Source organism: Acinetobacter sp. NIPH 817 (genome assembly GCF_000368405.1).
GTDB lineage: Bacteria > Pseudomonadota > Gammaproteobacteria > Pseudomonadales > Moraxellaceae > Acinetobacter.
On the sequence record NZ_KB849420.1, the window covers coordinates 730,981 to 753,693 of the forward strand.

At 37.0% G+C, this 22,713-nt stretch carries 20 protein-coding genes and 1 pseudogene; 15 read left to right on the forward strand and 6 right to left on the reverse strand.

What is annotated here, in order from left to right:
* Nucleotides 1–875, forward strand: a pseudogene (locus F968_RS07200) (DNA polymerase III subunit gamma/tau); the annotation flags it as partial.
* A gap of 324 nt (nt 876–1,199) precedes the next feature.
* Nucleotides 1,200–3,428: a phosphocholine-specific phospholipase C gene (locus F968_RS07205; RefSeq protein WP_004791720.1), complete on the forward strand. Its 2,229-nt coding sequence runs from the start codon at nt 1,200–1,202 to the stop codon at nt 3,426–3,428.
* A gap of 47 nt (nt 3,429–3,475) precedes the next feature.
* Here the strand turns inward: F968_RS07205 and F968_RS07210 are convergent, their stop codons facing one another.
* Together F968_RS07210 and F968_RS07215 are read right to left on the reverse strand one after the other, a co-directional pair.
* Entirely contained in the window at nt 3,476–3,910 is a 435-nt protein-coding gene (locus tag F968_RS07210) for an acyl-CoA thioesterase (protein WP_004791723.1), read from the reverse strand.
* Nucleotides 3,910–5,067 (reverse strand): iron-containing alcohol dehydrogenase, encoded by a 1,158-nt coding sequence (locus tag F968_RS07215; RefSeq protein ID WP_004791724.1) that lies wholly within the window; start codon nt 5,065–5,067, stop codon nt 3,910–3,912. Before F968_RS07215 ends, F968_RS07210 begins: the two co-directional genes overlap by 1 nt.
* Nucleotides 5,068–5,416: 349 nt before the next feature.
* Between F968_RS07215 and F968_RS07220 the strand changes: the two genes are divergently transcribed.
* Nucleotides 5,417–5,728, forward strand: a complete 312-nt coding sequence (locus F968_RS07220; protein WP_034596169.1) for a YcgJ family protein — start codon at nt 5,417–5,419, stop codon at nt 5,726–5,728.
* Nucleotides 5,729–5,792: 64 nt separating this feature from the next.
* Here F968_RS07220 and F968_RS07225 read toward each other — a convergent pair whose 3' ends face one another.
* Entirely contained in the window at nt 5,793–6,263 is a 471-nt protein-coding gene (locus tag F968_RS07225; RefSeq protein WP_004791729.1) for a winged helix-turn-helix transcriptional regulator, read from the reverse strand.
* A 62-nt stretch (nt 6,264–6,325) separates the two neighbouring features.
* On the opposite strand from F968_RS07225, the gene F968_RS07230 reads away from it, so the two are divergent.
* From F968_RS07230 to F968_RS07250, 5 genes are all read left to right on the forward strand, one after another.
* On the forward strand, nt 6,326–6,553 hold the full coding sequence (locus tag F968_RS07230) for a tautomerase family protein (RefSeq protein ID WP_004791732.1): 228 nt from the start codon (nt 6,326–6,328) through the stop codon (nt 6,551–6,553).
* A gap of 370 nt (nt 6,554–6,923) precedes the next feature.
* Complete coding sequence (locus F968_RS07235; protein ID WP_004791736.1) at nt 6,924–7,427, forward strand: low molecular weight protein-tyrosine-phosphatase; 504 nt, start codon at nt 6,924–6,926, stop codon at nt 7,425–7,427.
* A 19-nt stretch (nt 7,428–7,446) separates the two neighbouring features.
* Nucleotides 7,447–8,481: a UDP-N-acetylmuramate dehydrogenase gene (gene murB / locus F968_RS07240; RefSeq protein WP_004791738.1), complete on the forward strand. Its 1,035-nt coding sequence runs from the start codon at nt 7,447–7,449 to the stop codon at nt 8,479–8,481.
* Between the two features lie 4 nt (nt 8,482–8,485).
* Nucleotides 8,486–9,607 (forward strand): YdcF family protein, encoded by a 1,122-nt coding sequence (locus F968_RS07245; RefSeq protein ID WP_004791740.1) that lies wholly within the window; start codon nt 8,486–8,488, stop codon nt 9,605–9,607.
* Nucleotides 9,607–10,635 carry an alpha/beta hydrolase gene (locus F968_RS07250; protein WP_004791742.1) on the forward strand — a complete coding sequence of 343 codons (1,029 nt, stop codon included), beginning with the start codon at nt 9,607–9,609 and terminating at the stop codon, nt 10,633–10,635. Before F968_RS07245 ends, F968_RS07250 begins: the two co-directional genes overlap by 1 nt.
* A 53-nt stretch (nt 10,636–10,688) precedes the next feature.
* Here the strand turns inward: F968_RS07250 and F968_RS07255 are convergent, their stop codons facing one another.
* The 3 genes from F968_RS07255 to F968_RS07265 form a co-directional block, all read right to left on the reverse strand.
* A complete protein-coding gene (locus tag F968_RS07255; RefSeq protein WP_004791745.1) occupies nt 10,689–11,183 on the reverse strand; it encodes a hypothetical protein in 495 nt (164 codons plus the stop codon).
* 62 nt (nt 11,184–11,245) lie between these two features.
* Nucleotides 11,246–12,301 (reverse strand): linear amide C-N hydrolase, encoded by a 1,056-nt coding sequence (locus F968_RS07260; protein WP_004791748.1) that lies wholly within the window; start codon nt 12,299–12,301, stop codon nt 11,246–11,248.
* Between the two features lie 211 nt (nt 12,302–12,512).
* Nucleotides 12,513–14,186 carry an FMN-binding glutamate synthase family protein gene (locus F968_RS07265; RefSeq protein ID WP_004791750.1) on the reverse strand — a complete coding sequence of 558 codons (1,674 nt, stop codon included), beginning with the start codon at nt 14,184–14,186 and terminating at the stop codon, nt 12,513–12,515.
* Nucleotides 14,187–14,654: 468 nt separating this feature from the next.
* Here F968_RS07265 and F968_RS07270 point away from each other — a divergent pair, with 468 nt between their 5' ends.
* The 7 genes from F968_RS07270 (at nt 14,655) to F968_RS07300 (ending at nt 22,699) form a co-directional block, all read left to right on the forward strand.
* Nucleotides 14,655–15,086, forward strand: coding sequence for a hypothetical protein (locus F968_RS07270; protein ID WP_004791752.1), 432 nt, complete (start codon nt 14,655–14,657; stop codon nt 15,084–15,086).
* Nucleotides 15,087–15,620: 534 nt separating this feature from the next.
* The gene (locus F968_RS07275) at nt 15,621–16,148 is read left to right on the forward strand and encodes a Csu type fimbrial protein (protein WP_004791753.1); all 528 of its coding nucleotides are present in this window, start codon (nt 15,621–15,623) and stop codon (nt 16,146–16,148) included.
* Between the two features lie 83 nt (nt 16,149–16,231).
* Entirely contained in the window at nt 16,232–16,939 is a 708-nt protein-coding gene (locus tag F968_RS07280) for a fimbrial biogenesis chaperone (RefSeq protein WP_004791755.1), read from the forward strand.
* A 40-nt stretch (nt 16,940–16,979) separates the two neighbouring features.
* Nucleotides 16,980–19,388: a fimbria/pilus outer membrane usher protein gene (locus tag F968_RS07285; protein WP_081399622.1), complete on the forward strand. Its 2,409-nt coding sequence runs from the start codon at nt 16,980–16,982 to the stop codon at nt 19,386–19,388.
* Nucleotides 19,379–20,407 carry a Csu type fimbrial protein gene (locus F968_RS07290; protein ID WP_004791759.1) on the forward strand — a complete coding sequence of 343 codons (1,029 nt, stop codon included), beginning with the start codon at nt 19,379–19,381 and terminating at the stop codon, nt 20,405–20,407. Before F968_RS07285 ends, F968_RS07290 begins: the two co-directional genes overlap by 10 nt.
* A 466-nt stretch (nt 20,408–20,873) precedes the next feature.
* Nucleotides 20,874–22,040 (forward strand): MFS transporter, encoded by a 1,167-nt coding sequence (locus tag F968_RS07295; protein ID WP_212749650.1) that lies wholly within the window; start codon nt 20,874–20,876, stop codon nt 22,038–22,040.
* A gap of 155 nt (nt 22,041–22,195) precedes the next feature.
* Nucleotides 22,196–22,699 (forward strand): hypothetical protein, encoded by a 504-nt coding sequence (locus F968_RS07300; protein WP_004791762.1) that lies wholly within the window; start codon nt 22,196–22,198, stop codon nt 22,697–22,699.
* The last annotated feature ends 14 nt before the right edge of the window (nt 22,700–22,713 follow it).

Below are 22,713 nucleotides of genomic sequence, written 5' to 3' on the forward strand. Positions count from 1 at the left end.
AACCTGAACCTGAACCTGAACCTGAACCTGAACCTGAACCTGAACCTGAACCTGAACCTGAACCTGAACCTGAACCTGAACCTGAACCTGAACCTCAGTCTAATCAGGATTTAATGGTATTTGACCCAAATCATCATGAGTTGATTGGACTTGAGTCAGCAGTTGTTCAAGAGACTGTTAGTGTTCTGGAAGAAGATTTCATTCCGGTACCAGAACAAAAGATAGTACAAGTTCAGGCAGAAGTCCAAACCAAACAAATTGAACCTGAACCAGCTTTCACTGCTGAACCTATGGGTTTATTTGAAACGCCTAACGCTGAATTTTCGCTGGCCCAAGATACATCTGATCTTGTTTCTGAACCTGTTATTGAACAACAGTCATTTGTGCAAGCCGAAGTAATGGTTGAAACAGTTGCAGTTGTGAAAGAGTCTAGCGGAACTGATAACGGGCAGCTGATGCCTCAAGATATCTTGAAGCTTTCTCCTCAAGTTTTAGAAGGTGAATGGACACTTGAAAAGTGGGAGTATTGGTTTAGAAATAGTCAGCTTTCACCCGCTGTTCAAGAACTTGCACAGCATGGTGTGATGACTGGTGAAATTGGCGGCAATACTATTTTCCATATTCCTCAAGAATATGAAAATATGCTGACCCAATTGCAGCAAGGCCTTATTGATGCATTAAATGAGCAATGGCCGAATACTCAATTTACAGTTGAATATGGTGCTTTGAATACATCTACACCATATACCATTCAAAGTGCGCGTAAAGAAAAAGCCTTTCACCGAGCAGCCGAGCTGTTACAGCAACAGCCAGTTATTAAGAGCCTCATAGAAACTTTTGATGGCGAATTACAAAATATTCAATTAAAGCCTTAAATTTAACTGAGTTTTGATCTGGTGCAGAATATGAAAATAATAGAATTTTCATATTTTTCACTGGATTGAAATATTTGGGTCATGTCACTGTCATTGTACTTTTCTATGTTAGCCATTTTAGATTTTAAATGGATTGTACATAGCAATGAAAAGGCAATGCACTGGAATAAATTGTTTTAAATATTCATATTTTTTATTAATCGGCGCGATTCTGCTGAGTGGTTGTAACGACTCATCAAATGATAATTCAAATACACCAGAAACAGGTAAAAAGCCTGTAATGCGCTGTGCTCCATAAACTTAAATAATAAAAAGAACCTGATCATGATTACACGTCGTAAATTTTTAAATTATTCTTTAAATATGGGTTTGGGTACAGCGGCATTGGCAGCGTTCCCATCTAGTATTCAAAAAGCTTTAGCAATACCTGCAAACAATAAAACTGGCACCATTCAGGATGTTGAACACGTTATTATTTTAATGCAGGAAAACCGATCTTTTGATCATTACTTTGGAACGTTAAAAGGTGTTCGAGGCTTTGCCGACCGTTTTACAATTCCTCTGCCAAGTGGCCGCCGTGTTTGGGAGCAGCTTAGAAGTAATGGGCAAGTTTTAACGCCTTTTCATTTAGATGGTACAGCCAATAATGCGCAGCGTGCAGATGGTACGCCACATACGTGGAACGATAGTCAGTTGGCTTGGGACAATGGGCGTATGGCGAATTGGCCAGCCCATAAAACTGATATATCCATGGGTTATTTTAAAGAAAAAGAAATTCCATATCAGTTTGCACTTGCGAACGCCTTTACGATTTGTGATGCCTACCATTGCTCTATGCACACTGGAACAGATGCAAACCGTTCTTATCATTTAACGGGTACAAATGGTGCAACACCAACCAAGCGTTCATTTGTAAATAATGAATGGGACTGGATTGATGGTAACCCTGCCACGGCAGATCGCGGTTACACGTGGAAAACTTATGCCGAACGTTTAGAAGAAGCAGGGGTAAGCTGGATTTGTTATCAAAATATGCCAGATGAATGGGGCGATAACATGCTTGGAGCATTTTGTACGTTTAGAAAGGCAAATATTGCATCTGGTTATCCAGTTGCAAGCGGTGGTGAACCAAATAAACCATATGCAGATACGGGACAAAAACTACCATATAAAGCCTATGATGCTGCAACGGATAATTCTAAAAATCCACTTTATAAAGGTATTGCAAATACATTGCCGGGCAATAAACCAGAAGAATATCTCGATGCTTTTAAACGCGACATTCGTGAAGGGAAATTACCTCAAGTGTCTTGGATTAATGCGCCATCGATTTATTGTGAACATCCAGACCCTTCAAGCCCAGTTCAAGGGGCTTGGTTTATTCAAGAAATTATTGATGCATTAACTGCTGTGCCAGAGGTTTGGAGTAAAACAGCACTCATTATCAATTTCGATGAAAATGATGGTTACTTTGACCACGTACCGTCACCATCAGCGCCATCTCGACTCAAAAATGGCCAGTACGCAGGCAAAACGACATTAAGTAGTGCTGATATGCAGGATGAGTATTTTGACCACGCAGCGCCTGAGGGGAGTCATTCTCAGCCTACACCTGATGGACGAGTTTATGGTCCGGGCCCTCGTGTTCCGTTATATGTGATTTCACCATGGAGCCGTGGTGGTTGGGTGAATTCGCAAGTGTTTGACCATACGTCTGTGCTTATGTTTTTAGAAAAACGTTTTGGGGTTAAAGAGCCGAATATTAGTCCATACCGCCGTGCAGTGTGTGGTGATTTAACCAGTGCATTTAACTTTAAAACACCAAATGCAGATGTTTTACCGCAGCTGAGCGGTAAACAGACACGTTTGCAGGCCGATGAGCTAAGAGAAAATCAAGAAGCTTTGCCAGCTGTTCCTGTACCAACGGATATTAAGTTCCCGATTCAACAGAGTGGCATACGTCTGTCGCGTGCGCTACCTTACGAGCTGCACACCAGCGCGCGCTGTAAAGCCGATGGTAAAGTGCAATTGATTTTCTCTAATACAGGTCAGCAAGCAGCAGTTTTTCATGTTTATGACAAACTTAACCTAGACCGTATTCCAAAGCGTTATATTGTCGAGCCGAATAAGGCTCTAGATGACGAATGGGATGCTTTAAAAGATAACTTAGGCCGTTATGACTTATGGGTACTTGGTCCAAATGGTTATCATCGTCATTTTAAAGGCGATACTCAACGTATTATCGATAGTGGCATTAAACCTGAAATTCGAGTGTGCTATGACATTGCCAACGGTGATGTATACGTAGAGCTCATGAATGATGGTACCAAGGATGCAATATTGACGGTAAAACCTTGTGCATACCGCCAAGATGCACCGTTACAACTGACCGTAAAAGCGGGACAGGTCGTTAAACAACATTGGTCGTTAGCTGACGTAGGACATTGGTATGATTTTGAAATCACCAGTCAAAGTGATCCGTATTATTACCGACGTTTTGCTGGTCGAGTTGAGACGGGTGAAGACTCCTTTAGTGATCCTGCAATGATATAAGTAGAGAGAGGCAAAAAGAGTACTTTATTTTCTTTTTGCCCTGTTTTTTATAATAAATAACTTTCTAAAACCTCACGAACTGTCTCAGAAATAGGTACAGTTTTACGCGTTTCGCGATCAACAAACACATGAACAAAATGTCCTTGAGCTGACGCTTGGTCTTGACCTTGTTTAAAGATTGCCAATTCATAGCGTAAAGATGTCGTGCCGATTTTCCCAATCACAACACCCACTTGAATAATTTCTGGAAATGACAATTCCTGATTAAAGCTACAAGCTGAATCGACGACTAACCCAATTGATTTTGCTTCATGAATATCAAAACCTGTTTTTTGAATCAGTAACGCATTGGCTGCTGTATCAAAATAGCTATAGTAAGTCACATTATTCACATGACCATAAATATCGTTATCTGCCCAACGCGTTTGAATGTCTAAAAAGAACTTAAATTGATCACGGGTTTTTAAAACGGGTTTAGTCATCAATGAATCGCCTGATAAATTGCCAAAGCAGCGGCTTCTGTCATGTCACGTGGGTTATTTTGTAGTAAGCGGGTTTGCAACATGGCATCTTGAGCAAGTCTAGGTAAGCTAGACTCATCAATACCCAGATCTCTAAGTTTTAAAGTCAAACCACTACGGTCTAAATGGTTTTGCATATGATCAATAAACAGATCACATAGACCATCGGTGCTGCCATTGCTATATGGATCTAACCATTGCATAAGCTCTGCATAATATTGTTTAGCATGTGGTGCATTAAATTTTAATACTTCAACCAATACTAAGGCATTGGTGTGACCATGCGAAAGATGAAAATGTCCACCCAGTGGATAAGCTAAAGCATGTACCGCAGCAACGGGCGAGTTTGCAAATGCCTGACCTGCAAGCATTGAGCCGAACAGCATATTTTGCCTTGCTTCCAAATCATTACCGTTCTTAAGAACTTTCGGTAAGTTATGATTTAGTAGCTTGAGTGCATGTTTGGCTAAAATATCGGTATATATATTTTTTTTGTGCTTAGAAGTATATGCCTCAATGGCATGCACCATCGCATCAATACCTGTCGCAGCAGTAATATGGGCTGGAAGGTTTTGAGTAAAGGTGGCATCAAGAATTGCTGTGTCGGCATACAGTACTGGAGAAACAATCCCCATTTTTGTCGTTTCACCAGTGGTCACAATTGAGATTGGCGTTACTTCTGAGCCAGTACCAGCCGTAGTCGGAATTAAAATAAGCGGAAGGCGAGTTGTGGTGACCTGATTTACACCATACATCTCTTGCAAATGTTGAGTTTGGTTGGGGTGTGCGAGTAAAGCAATTACTTTTGCAACGTCCAAAGAGCTACCACCACCAAAACCAATAATGGCATCTACATTTTGCTGTTTTGCATAATTGGCTGCATCTAAAACCACTTGTTCTGGTGGGTCAGCCTGCACATCCGCATAAATGACATATTCAAGATTGAGGGTATCTAAAATTTGAAGGATGGGACGGTGTAATTGATTTTTAACCATACCCGCATCAGTGACCAGCAATAACTTACGGTAAGTTTTTGAGGACAATATATTCTGTAATTCTTGTATAGAGCCTAAGCCAGAGATGATATTTGGAACAGTTTGAAATTGAAAATGGCTCATATACATTATTTCCTTATTTTTGAACATTATTGTCGAATGGTTCTATAAGATTCAATCTTCAAATAACTTAGCATAAGACACCTTAAAATAAAGTAGTTCTGAGGCGATTATGTTGAGTGTTATATGAGATAGTCACTACTTTCATGTGGTTAGATTCAGACGATAAACGGAGATCATGCAAGTAATTTAAAAGATCATCGAAAGGTGGGCTTTTTGTTATTTATACTGTTCAGTAGATTTTCCTGAAGGCTGCTAATTCATATAATGTCTTAACAATTTATAATTTTATTCGGTTCAAAAAGTGAAAATTTCTAAAACTTTACTTAGTGTTATTGGATGCACTTGCTTCATGCTGAGCTCCGTAGCAATGGCGAAAACAAGCTCTAGCGTCTATTCACCTAAAAAAGGTGTAATTTGTGATAAATATATTTGTGCTGACAAAAAGGGTGTATCTAAAAAACTTACAGCCAAATACTTAGGAACTCCCAAAGCCAACAGAGCATTCTCTCAAGGCGATTTTGATACTTCAGCATTTACACTCTCAAATGGTGTGTTCTGTGATACCAAAACGAAACTATGCCATGTCGATCGATATTTCGAGAATGGTCATCGTAGCAAAATTGATAGGAATATGACTGATAAATTATTTAAAAATAAATGATTTTTGTCTTCATGTTGCTTGAAAGCCCATAATACTTGGGCTTTTTTTATATCTAAATAAAAAGTTATTCCTTATTTCTGTGAGGAGTGAGTTTCAGTTCCAGATTATTAAGATCTATGACTTGATTAGATGAATCAACAAGCTTTAATTTGATTTGATCATCTGAATTCTTCTTAAAAACTTTCACGACATCTTTATCTGCTTCAATAAAATTACCACCAGATTCAAGCATGGCAAGCAAAACAATATTTAAGCTTTTACCTTTTTTGGTGAGTAAGTATTCTTTGCGCTCTCGTACACCCACTTCTTTATAAATTGATAGTTCAAATATTTCTAATTGGATGAGGTGTTTTAAACGATTAGATAAAATTTGCTTCGATATACCTGTATTTTCCAGAAAATCATTGAATTTTGTTACGCCGTAAAAAGCTTCTCTTAACAATAGGATTGTCCAGCTATCGTTCAATATCTCAGCAATTTTGAAGATTCCACATACATCTACTGAAAATCTATGATCTGGAATAATATTTGACATTCTAGGGAGCTCCAATTAATATGAGTCTATAATTTAGACCTAGACTTAATTCAGGTAGCATTATGCCATTTATAAATATACAAACTATAGAGGGTTTACTAGATAAAGATAGTAAAGCCGAGCTTTTCAAACGAATAACAGATTTATTTGTAGAGATAGAAGGAAAGGGAAATCCAGCTTTTCAAGAGCATGTCTGGATACGAATTGATGAATATCCGCCTGAACAGTGGCAATTAGGTAGCTTAAGGCCAACGAAGGAAATGATTGAGTTGATTAGCAACGTTAAATGATTATTTTGGGCCTTTTACTAAAGCTGTATTAGAAAATCATAAGTTGTACATTAAGTAGTTGCTATCCTGTTTTAGGATTTAAAACTCATATAATTATTAATAATGTGAGTATCTACTTTGCTGTAAAAGCTCTCTTCGGAGGGCTTTATTGTTTTATTCAAAATTAGAAGGTCAGCTACTTTATCGACTGATTTATCAACTTTTAATCTATTGATAAACATTATTTTCCTTTTCAAGCCATGTGAGTTTTGACAAAATGCAACACGTCACAATGGTCAATTCGATTCTGACAATACTTTATAGTTCTGTCAGGGTTTTACATGCTCCATATTAATTTCTATTTAATTCAAATGCTTGGAAGTGGTTTCTAATGGAAACACAATATAAGGTGTTATGCGTCTGTTTAGGAAACATTTGCCGTTCTCCTACGGCTGAAGTGGTTTTTAGACATTATTGTGATGCACATCAACTTAATGTCATTGTCGATTCAGCTGGAACGAGTAATTATCATCCAAATAAAGCACCTGATCAGCGTAGTCAGTTGCACGCTAAAAAAAGAGGTTATGACTTATCGTCTTTACGTGCAAGGCAGCTTTCAACTCAAGATTTTTTAGAGTTTGATTTGATTTTAGCAATGGATCACCAAAACTTTGATGATATTCATGACATGCTACAAAGCGCGGTTTCTCAGTTTGGTACTCATAAAATTCGTGCAAAAGTAGCTTTAATGAGTGAGCATGATCCTGAATATCCACAACAAGCCTTACCTGATCCATATTATGGTGGTGCTGATGGCTTCGAGCGCGTACTTGACCAATGCGAGTCTAGTAGTTTGGCGTGGATTAATATTTTAAAAAAACAATTGAATGTTTAAGAATAGGTTTTTCAACACAATGCAAATTCAGAATCAGGTACAGCTTAAGCCATTCAATACATTAAGTTTAGATGCAACAGCTTCACATTACACAAAAGTCGGTAATATTCAGGATATTGAAGAAGCTTTGGATTTTGCTAAGCAGCATCATTTAAATGTACTTGTGTTATCGGGCGGTAGTAACATGTTGTTGCCGCAGCAGATCAATGCTTTAGTGATTCATCTTGATATTCAAGGAATTGAAGTTTTATCAAATGATCATGATTTCGTTCGGGTTAAAGTAGGTGCAGGGCAGGTTTGGCATGATTTTGTTTTATATAGCACTCAGCAAAATTGGTTTGGTTTGCAGAATTTAGCACTTATTCCAGGGTTAGTGGGTGCTTCACCCGTACAAAACATTGGTGCTTATGGGGTAGAGGTTGGTGAGTTTATTGAGTCGGTACAAGTGTATGACCGTAAATTAAAAGAAACTCAGACAATTTTAGCGGCTGACTGCCATTTCGCTTACCGCCATAGTATTTTTAAAGATGATCCGAACCGTTACATCATCACACATGTCACTTTTAAATTACTTAAACAGCCACATTTAAAACTTAACTATGGTGATTTGAAGCAAGCAGTGGGAGACAATCAGACTGCTGAGAACTTACAAAATCAAGTGATCCATATTCGCCAAAGTAAACTCCCAGATCCAAAAGAGTATCCTAACGTAGGTAGTTTCTTTAAAAATCCGATTGTTAATCCTCAAGAATTTGAACGTCTAATCACACAATTCTCAACAATTCCACATTATCCTCAAGCTAGTGGAAACGTTAAAATTGCAGCAGGATGGTTAATTGATCAGGCGGGTTGGAAAGGGAAGCAACTCGATATGGTAGGGATGTTTCATAAACAGGCATTAGTTTTGGTGAATTATGCCAATGCATCTCTTACTGATGTAAAGAAAACTTATCAGGCTGTACAACATGATGTTGATCAGCGTTTCCATATTATGTTAGAACCAGAGCCTGTGCTTTATAACAGTTTAGGTTTAATTGAAAATCATACGGAATAGTTTTATGCCAAAAGTACACTTAATGGTACGTTTAGTACAAGTAGTCACCGTGCTATTTGTACTATTAGGCTGTTTCGTGGTTTTTTTATATTCGCCGTTTTATTCAAAATTAATTGTAGCTGGACTTAATTATTTTGTACCGGTCGATGTGAATCAAGTTGCCGCTGAAAGTCAGAGACAGGCTGCATTAAGTGAACATGATAATTTAGAGCCGGGTTCAAATCTATGGATTGCTCGTCAAGCGTATTTAAAGCTGACCGAAAAAGCTTTACGTGAAAAAAAGACAACAGATCTGACTTATCTTCAAGAAAACTATAAGGCTTTGCAGCAAATTATTCTTTTAGAAGAAAAGGAACAAGATTCAGAGGCGGCCGCTTCTGTAACTGTTCCTTTAGTCGTGAAAAACTCAGAAATTGATGCTGCTGATGAAGCAAGTAGCCCTATTGATGAGGCACTCTTTATTAATAGTTCAGAAAATAAGGCCCTTACAGAGCAATATACCGAGTTTTTAGCAAGAAAACCTGTAGTGCCAGAACATCAAAAAGCTGTGAGCGAACCTGAACAGAAAATCGAGTATGTTCGTAAAAATCCTTTACCCGCTCCAGCTAAAAAGTTATCACAACCTTATGCAATTGTTGTTTTAGGTGGTGGTTTGACGCTTGATAAAAATGGAAAAGATATTGTAGTTAATGGTTATACACGCTTGAGACTAGAAAAAACCTTAGAAGTTGAAAAACAAAATCAGCTTCCTATTGTACTGAGCGGTGTTGAAGCACCTTATATGCAAGCTTGGTTAAAAGAGCGCGGCGTTGATGCAAAGCTACTAGAAAAACGTAGTATGAATACTTGTGAGAATACAAGATTTAGTTCTCTATTACTTCAGAAAAAGGGTGGAGCACCGACGGTGATGTTGGTTACAGATGAATACCATATGCCGCGTACTCGCCGACTATTTGCTTTAAATGGTATTGAAACCATTCCGGTTGTGGCTCCAATGCCAACACCACTGACACGCTGGCAACCAAGTGTGCAAAATTACGATCATAGCCGTCGTGCAAATTATGAATTACTTGCGACAATTCGCGACATGTTGTTTGGCTCAAGTGATTGTCGAGAGGTACCTTAATGTCAGATATCCCATTTCTCAATCCTGCCGTATTAAAACAATTAGATTTGCCGGTTCCTAACCGTGATCTTACGCCACAGGTTTTAAGTCCACTTAATTTAAATACATTAGAAGAACCATCTCGAGATTTACTGGCTTACCGTAAGTTATATGGTTTGCATTTACTTGAATGTGATCATTGGCAGGGCTATGTTCAAATGCCTTTGTTCCGATTACATGTGCAAGTTTTCAAGCCTAAAGTAGAAAAAATACAAGGTACTGTCTGCTTATTACATGGCTATCTTGAGCATAGTGGTATTTATCAACCCATTATTCGTGAAATTCTTGAACAAGGCTTTAGTGTCATTACCTATGACTTACCAGGGCATGGTTTAAGCAATGGCTCACCAGCAAGTATTCAAAATTTTGATCACTATCAACAAGTTTTAATGGCTGTTTATCAATATGTAAAACATGCAGATCAGTTACCAAAACCTTGGGTAGGAATTGGTCAAAGTACGGGTGGCGCAATTTGGATGCATCACTTACTAGAATATGCTGAAAAACGTCAAGATCCGATTGTAGATAGAGTTTTGCTACTTTCTCCTTTGATTCGCCCTGCAAAAACAGCATGGTGGCATAACCCAGTTGGATTGGGCATTATTCGCCGTATTAAGCGCCAAGTACCAAGACACTTTAGACGTAATAATCATAATCCTGAATTTTTACGTTTCATTCGTTTAAAAGATCCTTTGCAGCCTCGAATGATGGGTATGGACTGGATTTTGGCAATGTCTAAATGGATGCAAGAAATGGAAGAGCGGCCAGCTTGTCGTATTCCCGTCTGGCTTGCACAAGGCGCTCTCGATCAGACAGTTGATTGGCGTTACAACATTGAATTTATTCGCCGTAAATTTAGGCTGCAAACGTTATTAATGCTAGAAGAAGGGTCTCATCAATTAATTAATGAACGTGCGGATATACGTGCAGCTTTAACGGGATTGATTCCAGCATTTTTACATGCGAAGCCAAAACATTTTTATTATTAAAAAATAATGCATCTATCCAAAAATGGATAGATGCATGACTTAATCTTTGTACTTTATTTTGAGTTTTGATAAAGCTGCATAAAGTTTGTATACACGGAAGATTGTTTTTGTGGACTATACATATTGCGTTCAATCGTTCCTTTATCAGTTTTTATCAACACATTTACATTTTGAGCACTTTTAAATTCTTGCAAGAATTGACTTGGAATAATAAAGAAAGTTGTAGAATGTTTAGGAACTAATCGGCTCACATTCGTTTTTTCAGTCGATTGAGCAGGTTGATAGTTAAATCGTTTCCCATCAATATCAAATGTTAACTCGTTAATATCATAAAAGTTATAACTACTACTTAAATGAACATCTACACGAAGCTGATCTTTTTGATTCTCGTTCCATTTCACGAGTAAGCTTGGGCATAGTTCAGTTGGTGAGCAGTTTAGCTGACCCGCTGTCTTTACCTCTTTAGGAGCCGTTGTACTAACCTGTGTAGTGCTACAAGCCGCTGTAAGTAGACATGAACCCAATAAGAGTAGAGATTTCTTCATCATATAAATTCCAAGAGAGTATGCTTAATATTATTTATGTTAAGTGTAGTAAATTTTGACATAAATTAACGCATAGATGGGCTTAAAAATACAAATGGTTTTGCAATTTTAAAAGAAGAAGTGGCATCACCTGCATATATATGGCTTTGATCGGGGCCTAAATCTAGTCTACGCGTTTTACCATCTTTAAAATTAATCTTTTTCAAATCAACCCAAAATACATTTGGTGATAGTGCTGACTCGAAAAAGTAAAGCATCTGTTTATGATCGGCCACAGTTCGCCAGCGAGTTGAAGAGATATTCGGTTCTTCTTGAGTATTTAGTCCATAGGGAACAGACGCATTTCGAATGACACTAAATACAGAGGCTTGAGCTTGTTTACTATCATCATTTTTAGGAATTGCATTAATGTAAAAAGACGCGCGCGCAAAGCGATCAGATGCTCGATTTGTACCGGGGAGCATGATCGTTCCACCAATTTGTTTCCAATATTCGGCGAGGGCGAGTTGCTTATCGAAAGTAGGCGAGTTAGTCATGACCTGATAGCTGCGGCTATGGTGAATAACCTGCTTTCCGTCAATATATTCAATAATTGCACTATCACCTGTTTTATCAGAAATAGATAAATGTAGGGTGGTGAGTCTTGATTCACCAGGAACGCTATCTGTAACTATTGTGTACGGTTCTTTCTCAAGAACTCTAACAGCCTCATCAACAGTTGCGAAGTTATCGAGTACATATTGTGCCCAAGCAGCAATGCTGAGTAGCGGTTTATTAGATTTTTTTACATCGGGATACTCAGATTCAACTAACCATAAGACATTAGCAACTAATCCAGCTTCATTCATTCCATCTGTTGTGGAAACTTCATAGCCTGTGGCAATTACACTTCCATATTTAGACGTCCATTTAATTGATTTAGATCCGGCACTTCCATCACGAGAGACTCCACTCGGCATAATCCACAAATTTGTACCCGTATCAACTTTCCAGTCCATTGAGCGAGCAGTAATAATATGTTGGTTATTACCTAAATATACGGCACGTGTACAAGCAACAGCATAGCTACTTAAACCTACTGCTAGTGCGACAAAAGAAGAGATGAATGTTTTTTTCAACATGATGAGATACCTTTTTGTTATAAGCATTAAAAAAATTTTTATTAAATAAAATTAAATTGTGTACGTTATTTATACTTTTATATTAGGTGAAAAATCTATTAAAGACAAATTAAAAGGGTAATGAAATTTAAGAAAAACTCACATATTAATTTCAAATATAGAAGAGCATCACACTATAAATGTAATGCTCAACATATCAAGTTAATATAAATTAAAAGTGATTAGCATCCGCCATATTCCACATCCGATAATAAAAATTATCATCGTCATTATTAAGTTCAGACTGTAAAAGCTCGCCTTCTTTTAAGAAAAAATGCAATTGAGCATAGTTCTTAATTTCACGGTCATTTACTCGCTGAGCCAAATGGTGGGCTTTAATATCCGAAGGATGACGTAAACCGGCTGCAGCAATCATTTCTGATAATGCATGCAATGTATTTTTATGAAAATTAAATACACGTTCTGATTTAGTGGGTACATCAATTGCTTTTTGACGGTCTTTATCTTGGGTTGCAACACCTACAGGACACTGGTTAGTGTGACAGCTTTGTGCCTGAATACATCCAACAGCAAACATGAAACCACGTGCTGAATTAACCCAATCTGCACCTAGCGCAAAAGTACTGGCAATATCGAAGGCACTAATGATTTTACCACTCGCACCAATCTTAACTTGATCTCTTAGTCCTGCACCCACAAGGGTGTTATGAACAAAACGTAGGCCTTCACGTAATGGAGTACCAATATTGTCGCTAAACTCAATCGGTGCTGCGCCTGTACCACCTTCAGATCCATCAACGACTATAAAGTCAGGAACAATTTTTGTTTCTAGCATTGCTTTAACAATACTCATGAATTGCCAAGGTTGACCAATACAAAGTTTAAAACCAACTGGTTTACCGCCAGATAATGTGCGCAATTTCTGCAAGAAATGCATCATTTCAATAGGAGTAGAAAAACTAGAATGCTTTGCAGGAGAAATACAGTCATGATCGCGAGAAACCCCACGGATTTGTGCAATTTCTGCGGTAATTTTATGTTTAGGTAAAATACCACCATGGCCTGGTTTTGCGCCTTGGGAAAGCTTCAGCTCAATCATCTTGATCTGTGGTAATTGAGATTGCTTGGCAAACTTTTGCTCGTCAAATTTCCCATCTAAAGTACGACAGCCAAAATAACCGCTGGCAATTTGCCAAACAATATCACCGCCATTTTCCAGATGATAAGGGCTTAAACTACCTTCGCCAGTATCATGATAGAAACCACCTAACTGCGCACCTTTATTTAACGCACGAATTGCGTTGGCACTTAAACTACCAAAGCTCATGGCAGAGATGTTCATAATTGATGCACTATACGGTTGAAGGCATTGTGCATTACCCACCTGAATACGAAAGCTCTTTGGATCTGCTGGTGGACAAGGGCTTATTGAATGGACAATGAATCGATAATTCTCTTGATAAACGTCAATGATTGAACCAAATGGTTTATCTGCATTTTCATTTTTAGCACGCTGATAAACTAGACTTCTTTGCATACGAGAAAAAGGTAGAGCATCTTGGTCCGCTTCAATAAAGTATTGGCGAATTTCTGGGCGTATATCTTCAAATAAAAAACGGAAATGCCCCATAATTGGGTAGTTTCTTAGAATTGAATGTTTATTCTGCAAAACATCATAAAGGCCTAATAAACTTAGCGCACCCGTAAGCACCCATAACCCGTTAAGGAGAGTATCTGAAATAAAATAATAGATACTATGAGGGGTGTATACGGTTCGAAACCATGTAATGCTCAGTGCAGTAAAAATACATAAGAACCAGAGAGAATGGCGCGAAAAGAATGTATTGAGAAATTTATGTCGAATGATTTGTGCTGGACTCGCCATATTGGAACAAATTCCTAATGTTTTACTGGTACATACCTTGCCAAGAAGCAAGTGAAACTACAAGTGTGGAATTGTTAGTCTCAAGATAAAGCGAACAGTACAGCCGTGGTTCACTCAATTTAGAAATAGATTTTTAAAGAAAATATTTAAGCGATTAATAATATCTATTTGGGAGGTTTAGGGGATTAAATAAATTATCAAATACTTAATTATTAAGTTGATATATTTTATAAATTTTTAGTTGTAGTTGTAATAAGAACTATTTCTATTAAATGTTTTTATTAAAAGGGGTAATTAAATTTAACTTTAGATTTAATTAATAATAACTTTTTTTGTTTGTATATTTTTTGATTTAATTAATGTTGTGCTATTTAATTATTTTTTGCTAGTATAAATAAATTGAAATAATTTTTTTAATAGACATTACTACAACTATATAAGATTCTAAAAAATCATTTAAGGACTGAAATGAATTGGAAGCTATTAATCTGCTCTGTTTTTCTCACAGAGGTTATTCTCTTAACTTTAATGTTTTATCTCGGTTTTGATCTAGATACTTTCAAAATAGTTGCTTTAGTACAAAGTTTATTAGTTGCTGCAACTATAATATTTGACTCGATGGAAAGAAAGAATAATCCTATCTTTCCTGGATCTATCGTTTATCCATTACTTGGTATTTTATTTGTTTTTGGGTTTACACCTATTCTAGATTTTTTTGCAGAAAGACCTAAAGGATTCCATAGCTGGGACATTAAAAATATTTTAGTCATTGGGTCGCAAAGTGCAGATTATCAATTTAGGGAATTAGCTTGGTATGGTAAAGCCTATATACAGTTAGGTTTTGCTATGGTCGGTGGATTTCTTGGTTTGATTTTTCATTTAATTTTTAGAAATAGTTAAGCTAACACGCCCTCCTTCTCGTAGAAGGAAATAGTGTGCAATTGCTGAAAATTATTGAAAAATCCTAAAAATATCTATAAGTTACTTAGACTTCTTATTCATAAAATATTCTTTTGTTATTCATTTAAAATATATAGAACAATCAGTAGCTTACTTTTTGTCCATAATTTTTTTACCAAAAATTAAAAAAATATAAAATACTAAAAGTGATGGTAAACTTTAACTAATGAAAATCTATAATTTTTTTAGTAAAACTAACAAAAGCTAGATGAAATTATCGAAAATCGACATAAAAAGCGCGCTAAACCCTAAAAATTTTTATAATTGAGAAATTCATCAGAAGTTGAATTGTTAATTGATATTTAGAATGAAACTTATATTAGTGTTTTTGTTGTTTTTTTGTATTATGCGCCGTAAGTAGAGTAAAAAAATAACGCTTTGAAAAAACAATCAGAAAAGCTAGTGATTGTGATGGGGAAGGCTAGTTTTTACATCTATTAATTTTATTGGCGTAATGTAAAAAGGTTTTTAACCATGAAAAATTCTCTCATTTTATCAGTAATTACTTTGGGTTTAATGTCTATCAATGCCGCAAATGCTGCAACTGCAACAGGTACTTTGACCGTTAAAGCAACAATTACAAATAGCTGTGTATTGAATACTTCAGCTACAGGTACAACAGCTAACGCAGTTTTAGATTTTGGTACTTTAAGTTCTCTTGCAAGCAATGTAGACGCAGACACCACAACGACAGGTGGTACTGCAATTAAAGTTTTATGTAACAACACTGTGCCATGGACTTTGGCTTTCGATGCTGGCAAAAATGCTCAAACGACTCAACGTCGTATGATTGGTGGTGCAACTAGCAACGAATATATTCCTTACAACCTTTTCTCTGACACTAACCGTGCAACAGCGATTGGTATTGCAACTACTGCTTATAGCGGTACTGGTACTGGTGCACCACAAACAGTTAACGTCTATGGTCGTATTCCAGCTGGCTCAACTTTACCAAGTGCTGGTAGCTATGTTGATACTGTGACTGTAACAGTAACTTATTAATTTTTAATAAGTTTTATTGTGTCATTGCTAGCTCTTGATTTAGAGAGCTAGCCTAATTTGAGAAAAGTCGTTCTGGGCAAATCATGAGAAAAAATATCTTTGTTACTACAAGTTTATTATTATTTTTGCCTAGTATGCTGAATGCTGCATCAATTCGTCTTTCACCTGTAAGTGTTGAAATATTAAGTGATCAAGCTGCGTCCTCAATTAGTTTGTATAATCAGTCAAATGAAAGCAGTGATTTACAGGTACGTGTATTTGAATGGCGCCAAAATGCTGGGCAAGATCAATTAATACCTACAGATGAGATCGCGATTAGTCCACCATTTTTAAAATTACAACCTAATGATTCTTATAACTTACGTGTAGTTAGAATTAATCCAGTACCAGTTTCTGGTGAACAAACCTATCGTATAATTATTGATGAGTTACCAAAACCGATTGATAACCGTAAAGTAGATCAGGGGGTTAACGTACTACTACGTTCTTCATTGCCCCTATTTGTAGTCAATAAGGACGCAATGACTAAACTTACTTGGTCAATTCAGCAAGAGCAAAATAATTCCTCTCTTATAATTAATAATATTGGAAATCGACATGCACTTTTAAGCAATCTAACTATTGTTGATACAACAGCAAATAAAAGTTATGCAATTAAAGTAAATACAGTGAATGGTTATATTCTTGCTGGCAAAGCAAGAAATTTTAATATCAGTCCTGATTTTAAATTTCAAACGGATCATAAATATAATATTTCATTGAATATTAACGGTAAGCAAACATCTCTTTAAAGAGGCACACATGAAATATCTCGTAAGTGCCTTATGTGTTATGTACTTGCCGATTCATGCTTTTGCTGAATCATTGCAAGATAACACCAATGCTGCTTTACCAAGTATTCCGGAAGTTACAAGTTCTTCTCATCAGGTATTCATTTCTGATAAGGCGTATACACAGCTTTTCTTAAAGATTTCTATTAATTCGAGTATTTCAACAGATTTGATTTCGGTACGCCAAGATCAAGATAGAAAGCTGTATATCCGTACTCGTGATTTGAAAGTTTTAAGAATAAAAATGGATGAACATATCCCGGATAATCAATGGGTGTGTATTAATGAACTAAAAGGAATTCAGTTTAAGTATCTAGAGAACGAACAGGCTCTAAATTTACAAGTTTCGTCGAACATGCTGACGGATTATTCAGTTGATTTAAATGGTCAGCAGAGTACCAACCCACATTTGCTGAAAATGAAGCCCTTAAATGCGGCTATTCTGAACTATAGTCTGTATAACACCATAACCAATGACGAGAATGTTTTCTCAGGTTCGGCAGAAGGGATCTTTAACAGCGCAATTGGTAACTTTTCTTCAGGTGTTTTATACAACGGTAGTAATGAAAATAGTTATAGCCATGAAAAATGGGTGCGCTTAGAAAGTAAGTGGCAATATGTAGATCCTGAAAAAGTTAGGATATATACCTTAGGGGATTTTATTTCCAATAGTTCTGACTGGGGTAGCAGTGTACGTTTGGCCGGTTTCCAATGGTCGAGTGCTTATACTCAACGAGGTGATCTTGTCACTTCAGCATTCCCACAATTTTCTGGCTCAGCCGCACTTCCTTCAACTTTAGATTTATACGTTAACCAACAAAAGATTTATTCAGGCCTTGTGCCATCAGGTCCATTTGACATTAAACAGCTCCCGTTTATTTCAGGCAATGAAGTCACACTTGTGACCACCGATGCAACGGGTCAGCAGAGCATTACCAAGCAGGCTTACTATTTTTCATCCAAAATTTTGGCAAAAGGCATTAACGAATTCTCAGTAGATGTCGGTGTTCCACGCTATAACTACGGACTGTTTTCCAACGATTATGATGATGCCACTTTTGCTTCGGGTGCGATTCGATATGGCTACAGCAATTCGCTGACCTTAAGTGGTGGTGCAGAGGCTTCAACAGATGGCCTATCAAATCTAGGCACTGGTTTTGCCAAGAACCTGTTTGGTTTTGGGGTGATTAATGCTGATATTGCAGCGAGTCAGTATAAAGATGAAAACGGTTATTCTGCTCTAGTGGGTTTAGAAGGACGCATTAGTAAGAATATTTCGTTTAATACCAGCTACCGCAAAGTGTTTGATAATTACTTTGACCTTGCCCGTGTGTCTCAAGTTCGATATTTAAAAGATAACCAGATGACTCCTGAACCACAGAACTATCTGAGCTACAGTGCGCTGGCAGATGAGATTTTTAGGGCAGGCATTAACTATAATTTTTACGCAGGCTATGGTGCTTATCTGGGCTATAACCAGATCAAATATAGCGACAACTCTAATAAATTAGTGTCTGCCAATTTAAGCGGAAGCCTGAACAAAAACTGGGGCTTTTATGCATCAGCGTATAAAGATTATGAACACCAAAAAGACTATGGCATTTACTTTGCGCTGCGCTATACACCATCTAGCCGAGTCAATGCGATTACAAGTATTTCTAATGAAAGTGGTAAAACAACGTATAGACAAGAAATAAATGGATTTAGCGATCCACAAATCGGTGCATTTGGATGGGGAGCTTATGTTGAGCGTGATCAAGATGTGAATCAAAACAATGCATCGGTCTATGCTTCTTACCGTGCTCGTGCAGCTTACCTAACTGGTCGATACAACCGAATTGGGGATAATGACCAAGTTGCACTTTCAGCGACAGGATCATTGGTTGCGGCAGCAGGGCGAATTTTTGCGGCTAATGAAATTGGTGATGGTTACGCAGTCGTGACCAATGCTGGGCCACAAAGCCAAATTTTAAATGGCGGGGTAAATTTAGGAGCAACTGATGGAACTGGTCGATTCTTAATTGCAAATTTAAGACCCTATCAGCTTCATCATATCTATCTAGATCCATCATATTTACCTTTAGAGTGGGATGTTAAATCCACTAACCAAACAGCATTCGTAGGTTACCGCCAAGGAGCTTTGATTGACTTTGGTGCTCATCGGGTCATTTCTGGATTAGTGAAGCTTGTTGACCAAAATAATTCACCTTTATTACCGGGATATACAGTTCGCATTAATGGGCAACAAAATGGTGTAGTTGGCTATGACGGTGAAGTATTTATTCCAAACCTCTTAAAGCAAAACAAGCTTGAAGTCGATCTACTGGATCATGGCTCATGCCAAGTTAATTTTGCGTATGAAAATAAGCAATACAGTGCTAAAAAATTGGGGCCTTATGTATGTCGATAACTACTGCGAGTCATAGTTTTTGGATGAAGAGTGAAAAGTTTTCATTGGCCATAAAGTATATTTTAGCACCTGTTTTGTTTTTTATATTATATGCATTTTTTAGCTCTGCACATGCTGCTTGTGCGGTAACTGGAACCACTAATGGTACGTATACCTATACGGCTGCCACTATTAATAGTGATGCTACTATTACCTATACGGGAACCATTCGCTGTACGAATGTGGGAAGTACTGCTCAAATATCACAATACATGTGTATGAAGACTGTATTTACAGGGGCAACCACTGCGAATAATAGTGTGACCTTACCTTATACGGTTACGGCAACTGTAGGTGGGGCTGGCTCTTCTACTACGAATCAAACTTCAAATGTTTGGTACGGTCCAGTTACAACGGTTGCACCAAGTAATATTATTAGTTACTCAGTAAGTATTAAAGTTCCAGCGAGATCGGGTTCCTTAACCACCTATCCAATAGGAACTTATACAGGCTCCATTCAACTATTCTGGGACATGCAAGCAAATTCGAGCAGTGTTTGTGAGGGAAATAGTGGGGGGGGCTGGGATTCAGGTAATACCACTATCACTGCTAATTATATTGTACCGAGTTTGTGCCAATTAGATTCCACATCAAATGTGGATTTTGGCAATATTAATGATATTGGTACGACGAGTCGTGATTACACAGCTCAAGGAGTAGTGAACACGACTTGTAATAATAGTACGCCATACAGTATTTATTTGGGCGATGGAAATAACCGTATTGTTGGTGGTTTTAGACGTATGACAAATGGCAGTAGTGAGTATATTCCTTATCAATTATATAAAGATTCTAACTATAGTACGGTATGGGACACTACTGGTGGTGTAAACACGGTGGGAGGTTCTGGAGGTGTTTCTAAAACAGGCTCAGGCAGTGCCCAAAGTACAAACGTTTATGGGAAAATTCCGCAGGGTACAACTATTTCAACGACACCTGGTAAGTACTCAGATACGATAGTTGTTACAGTAACTTATTAATAATCTGTTAGAATTTGATGTTGAGTCTGTTTTTATATTGAGTTGCTCATGCGAATAGTCATGAGGTTTAGATTTGATTTTTTAATTGTTCTAATTTGAAGATGGTGTAAAAGCTTTTAAAGAAAAGATAGATGTAAAAAGGTAATCAACGGTAATGTTGTTTTAGAATAAGTAAAAATAGAAAAAGGCAAATTAAAAAAATAAGAAAAAACATCTGATGAATAAATACCTTATGAATATTAAATGTATTTTTACACAAGTTAACAGATTGTACAAATTAAATTACAGTTGTCTTATATTCATTTAGTCTTTCTTATCAATAAAAAAAGCTTTTAAAGGCGAAGTAAGCTATTAATAATTTAGTTATTTGTATTGGAAAACAAAGTGTTAAAATTGTGGGGTTGGGATGCTTTGAATATACAATTATCTCTAATTTTAACCTATTGAAACTACTAAGGTTTACAACTTGTTCCAACCACTTACAATCCAAACCAGACTCGGCGGATTCTACTTTTTTTACTATTCCATTGTTGGTACGTTCATGCCTTATTGGAATTTATATCTTCAAGATCAAGGGTTTAATTATCAAGAAATAGGTGTCTTATCATCAATTGCGATTGTAACTCGTTTTTTTGCGCCTTTAGTATGGGGATGGGTTGCCGACAAATCTGGTAAGCGAATGCTGTTAGTGCGGCTAGCAACTTGGATGGAATCATGTATATGGTTGGCTATTTTTATAGTGCCAAATACGTTTCAATCCATAGCTTTACTCATGCTTATTTTTAGCTTCTTCCAAAATGCTATTTTAGCTCAATTTGAAGGGGTTACTTTATTTTGGTTGGGTGATCAAAAAGCTAAACTTTATGGCAAAATTCGTAAGTGGGGATCTGTTGGATTTATTGTCGGTGTATTTGTTATTGGTGCGCTTCTGGAAATAGTACCTATTTCGATGCTTCCAATTTTATTATTAATTATTGCTTCATTGGCATTTATTTGGTCTTTTACCATTCGAGAACCAGATGGTGCACCTACCTCACAGAAAAAGTTAGAACCTTTACTTCCTGTATTAAGGCGCCCGACAGTAGCTGCATTTTTCACAATTGAATTTATTTTACTTTTTTCACATGCACCTTTTTATAGTTTTTATAGTAACTTTCTAAAATCTTTGAATTTCAGTACGACTGAAATTGGTTTTTTATGGGCAATGGGGGTTTTTGCTGAAATTTTTATGTTTTCAATTGCCTCAAAGATTTTTCAACGTTTTTCGTGGCGTAGTTTAGTCGTTGTGTGTTTGCTAGTGACGAGCATACGTTGGATGCTTGTTGCACTATTTTCACATTACTTTGTTGGTCAGCTTTTTGCACAATGTTTGCACGCTTTTAGTTTTGGTTTATTTCACTTAATTGCAATGAGAGTTATTTTTCAAAACTTCTCTGCTGGACAGCAAGGGCGTGGACAAGCTCTTTACAGTACCATGTGGGGACTCGGTGTAGCTTTTGGTAGTGTGCTGGCTGGGCATTTCTGGAAAATTCTTTCTGGTGAACTCATTTTTATGTGTGCCAGCGTGGTTGTACTGTTAGGTTTGTGCTTTGTAATGTGGCTTCCGAAACAAGTCGATTCTTCAGCTGCTTAAGCTTGAGATAATTTAAAACAAAGAGTTTATATTGAAAAAAGCAAGTAAATATTAAATTGTTTGATGACTTGTTGTGGCACGTTACAGTTGAAAAATATTGTTTTTATATGGTTATGGAACAGTGATTTTGTCAAAAAATATGCTAACTTAACTTCATGCGTTTAATGATTAATAAATCTATGAAAAATATTTATATTATTGGATTATTGTGGGCTTGTTCTGGTTTAGCTGTGGCAGAAACGGCTACTCAACAGCCAGCCGAACAACCCGTTCGGACTGCAAGTAATCCTAATGCTATACGTATTGTTACGCGTCCTGAAATTATGGGATTATGGGGAATGGAAATTCCAAATAATAAAAAATGTGTGGAATATTATAACTTCCGTAGTAGTAATGATGTAGTGATCAAAAGTGGTCAAGAGTGGTCATACGGTTTATATGAATATCAACCATCTGATGACCCTAAAGAGCAGTTAGCTGCTTTAGTGATGCAGATTAAATTTGATAATAATAAAGTAGATTGTTCGGGTCAGAAACAAGATCAAACAGGTGATGTTTCTCAGTATTTTGTACAGTGGAAAAATGACCATACTATCAACTTCTGTTCAACCGCTAAGGGTGAGCAGTGTTTTGCGACTTTACGTAGAGTCCTACCATAAAGTAATGGATATAA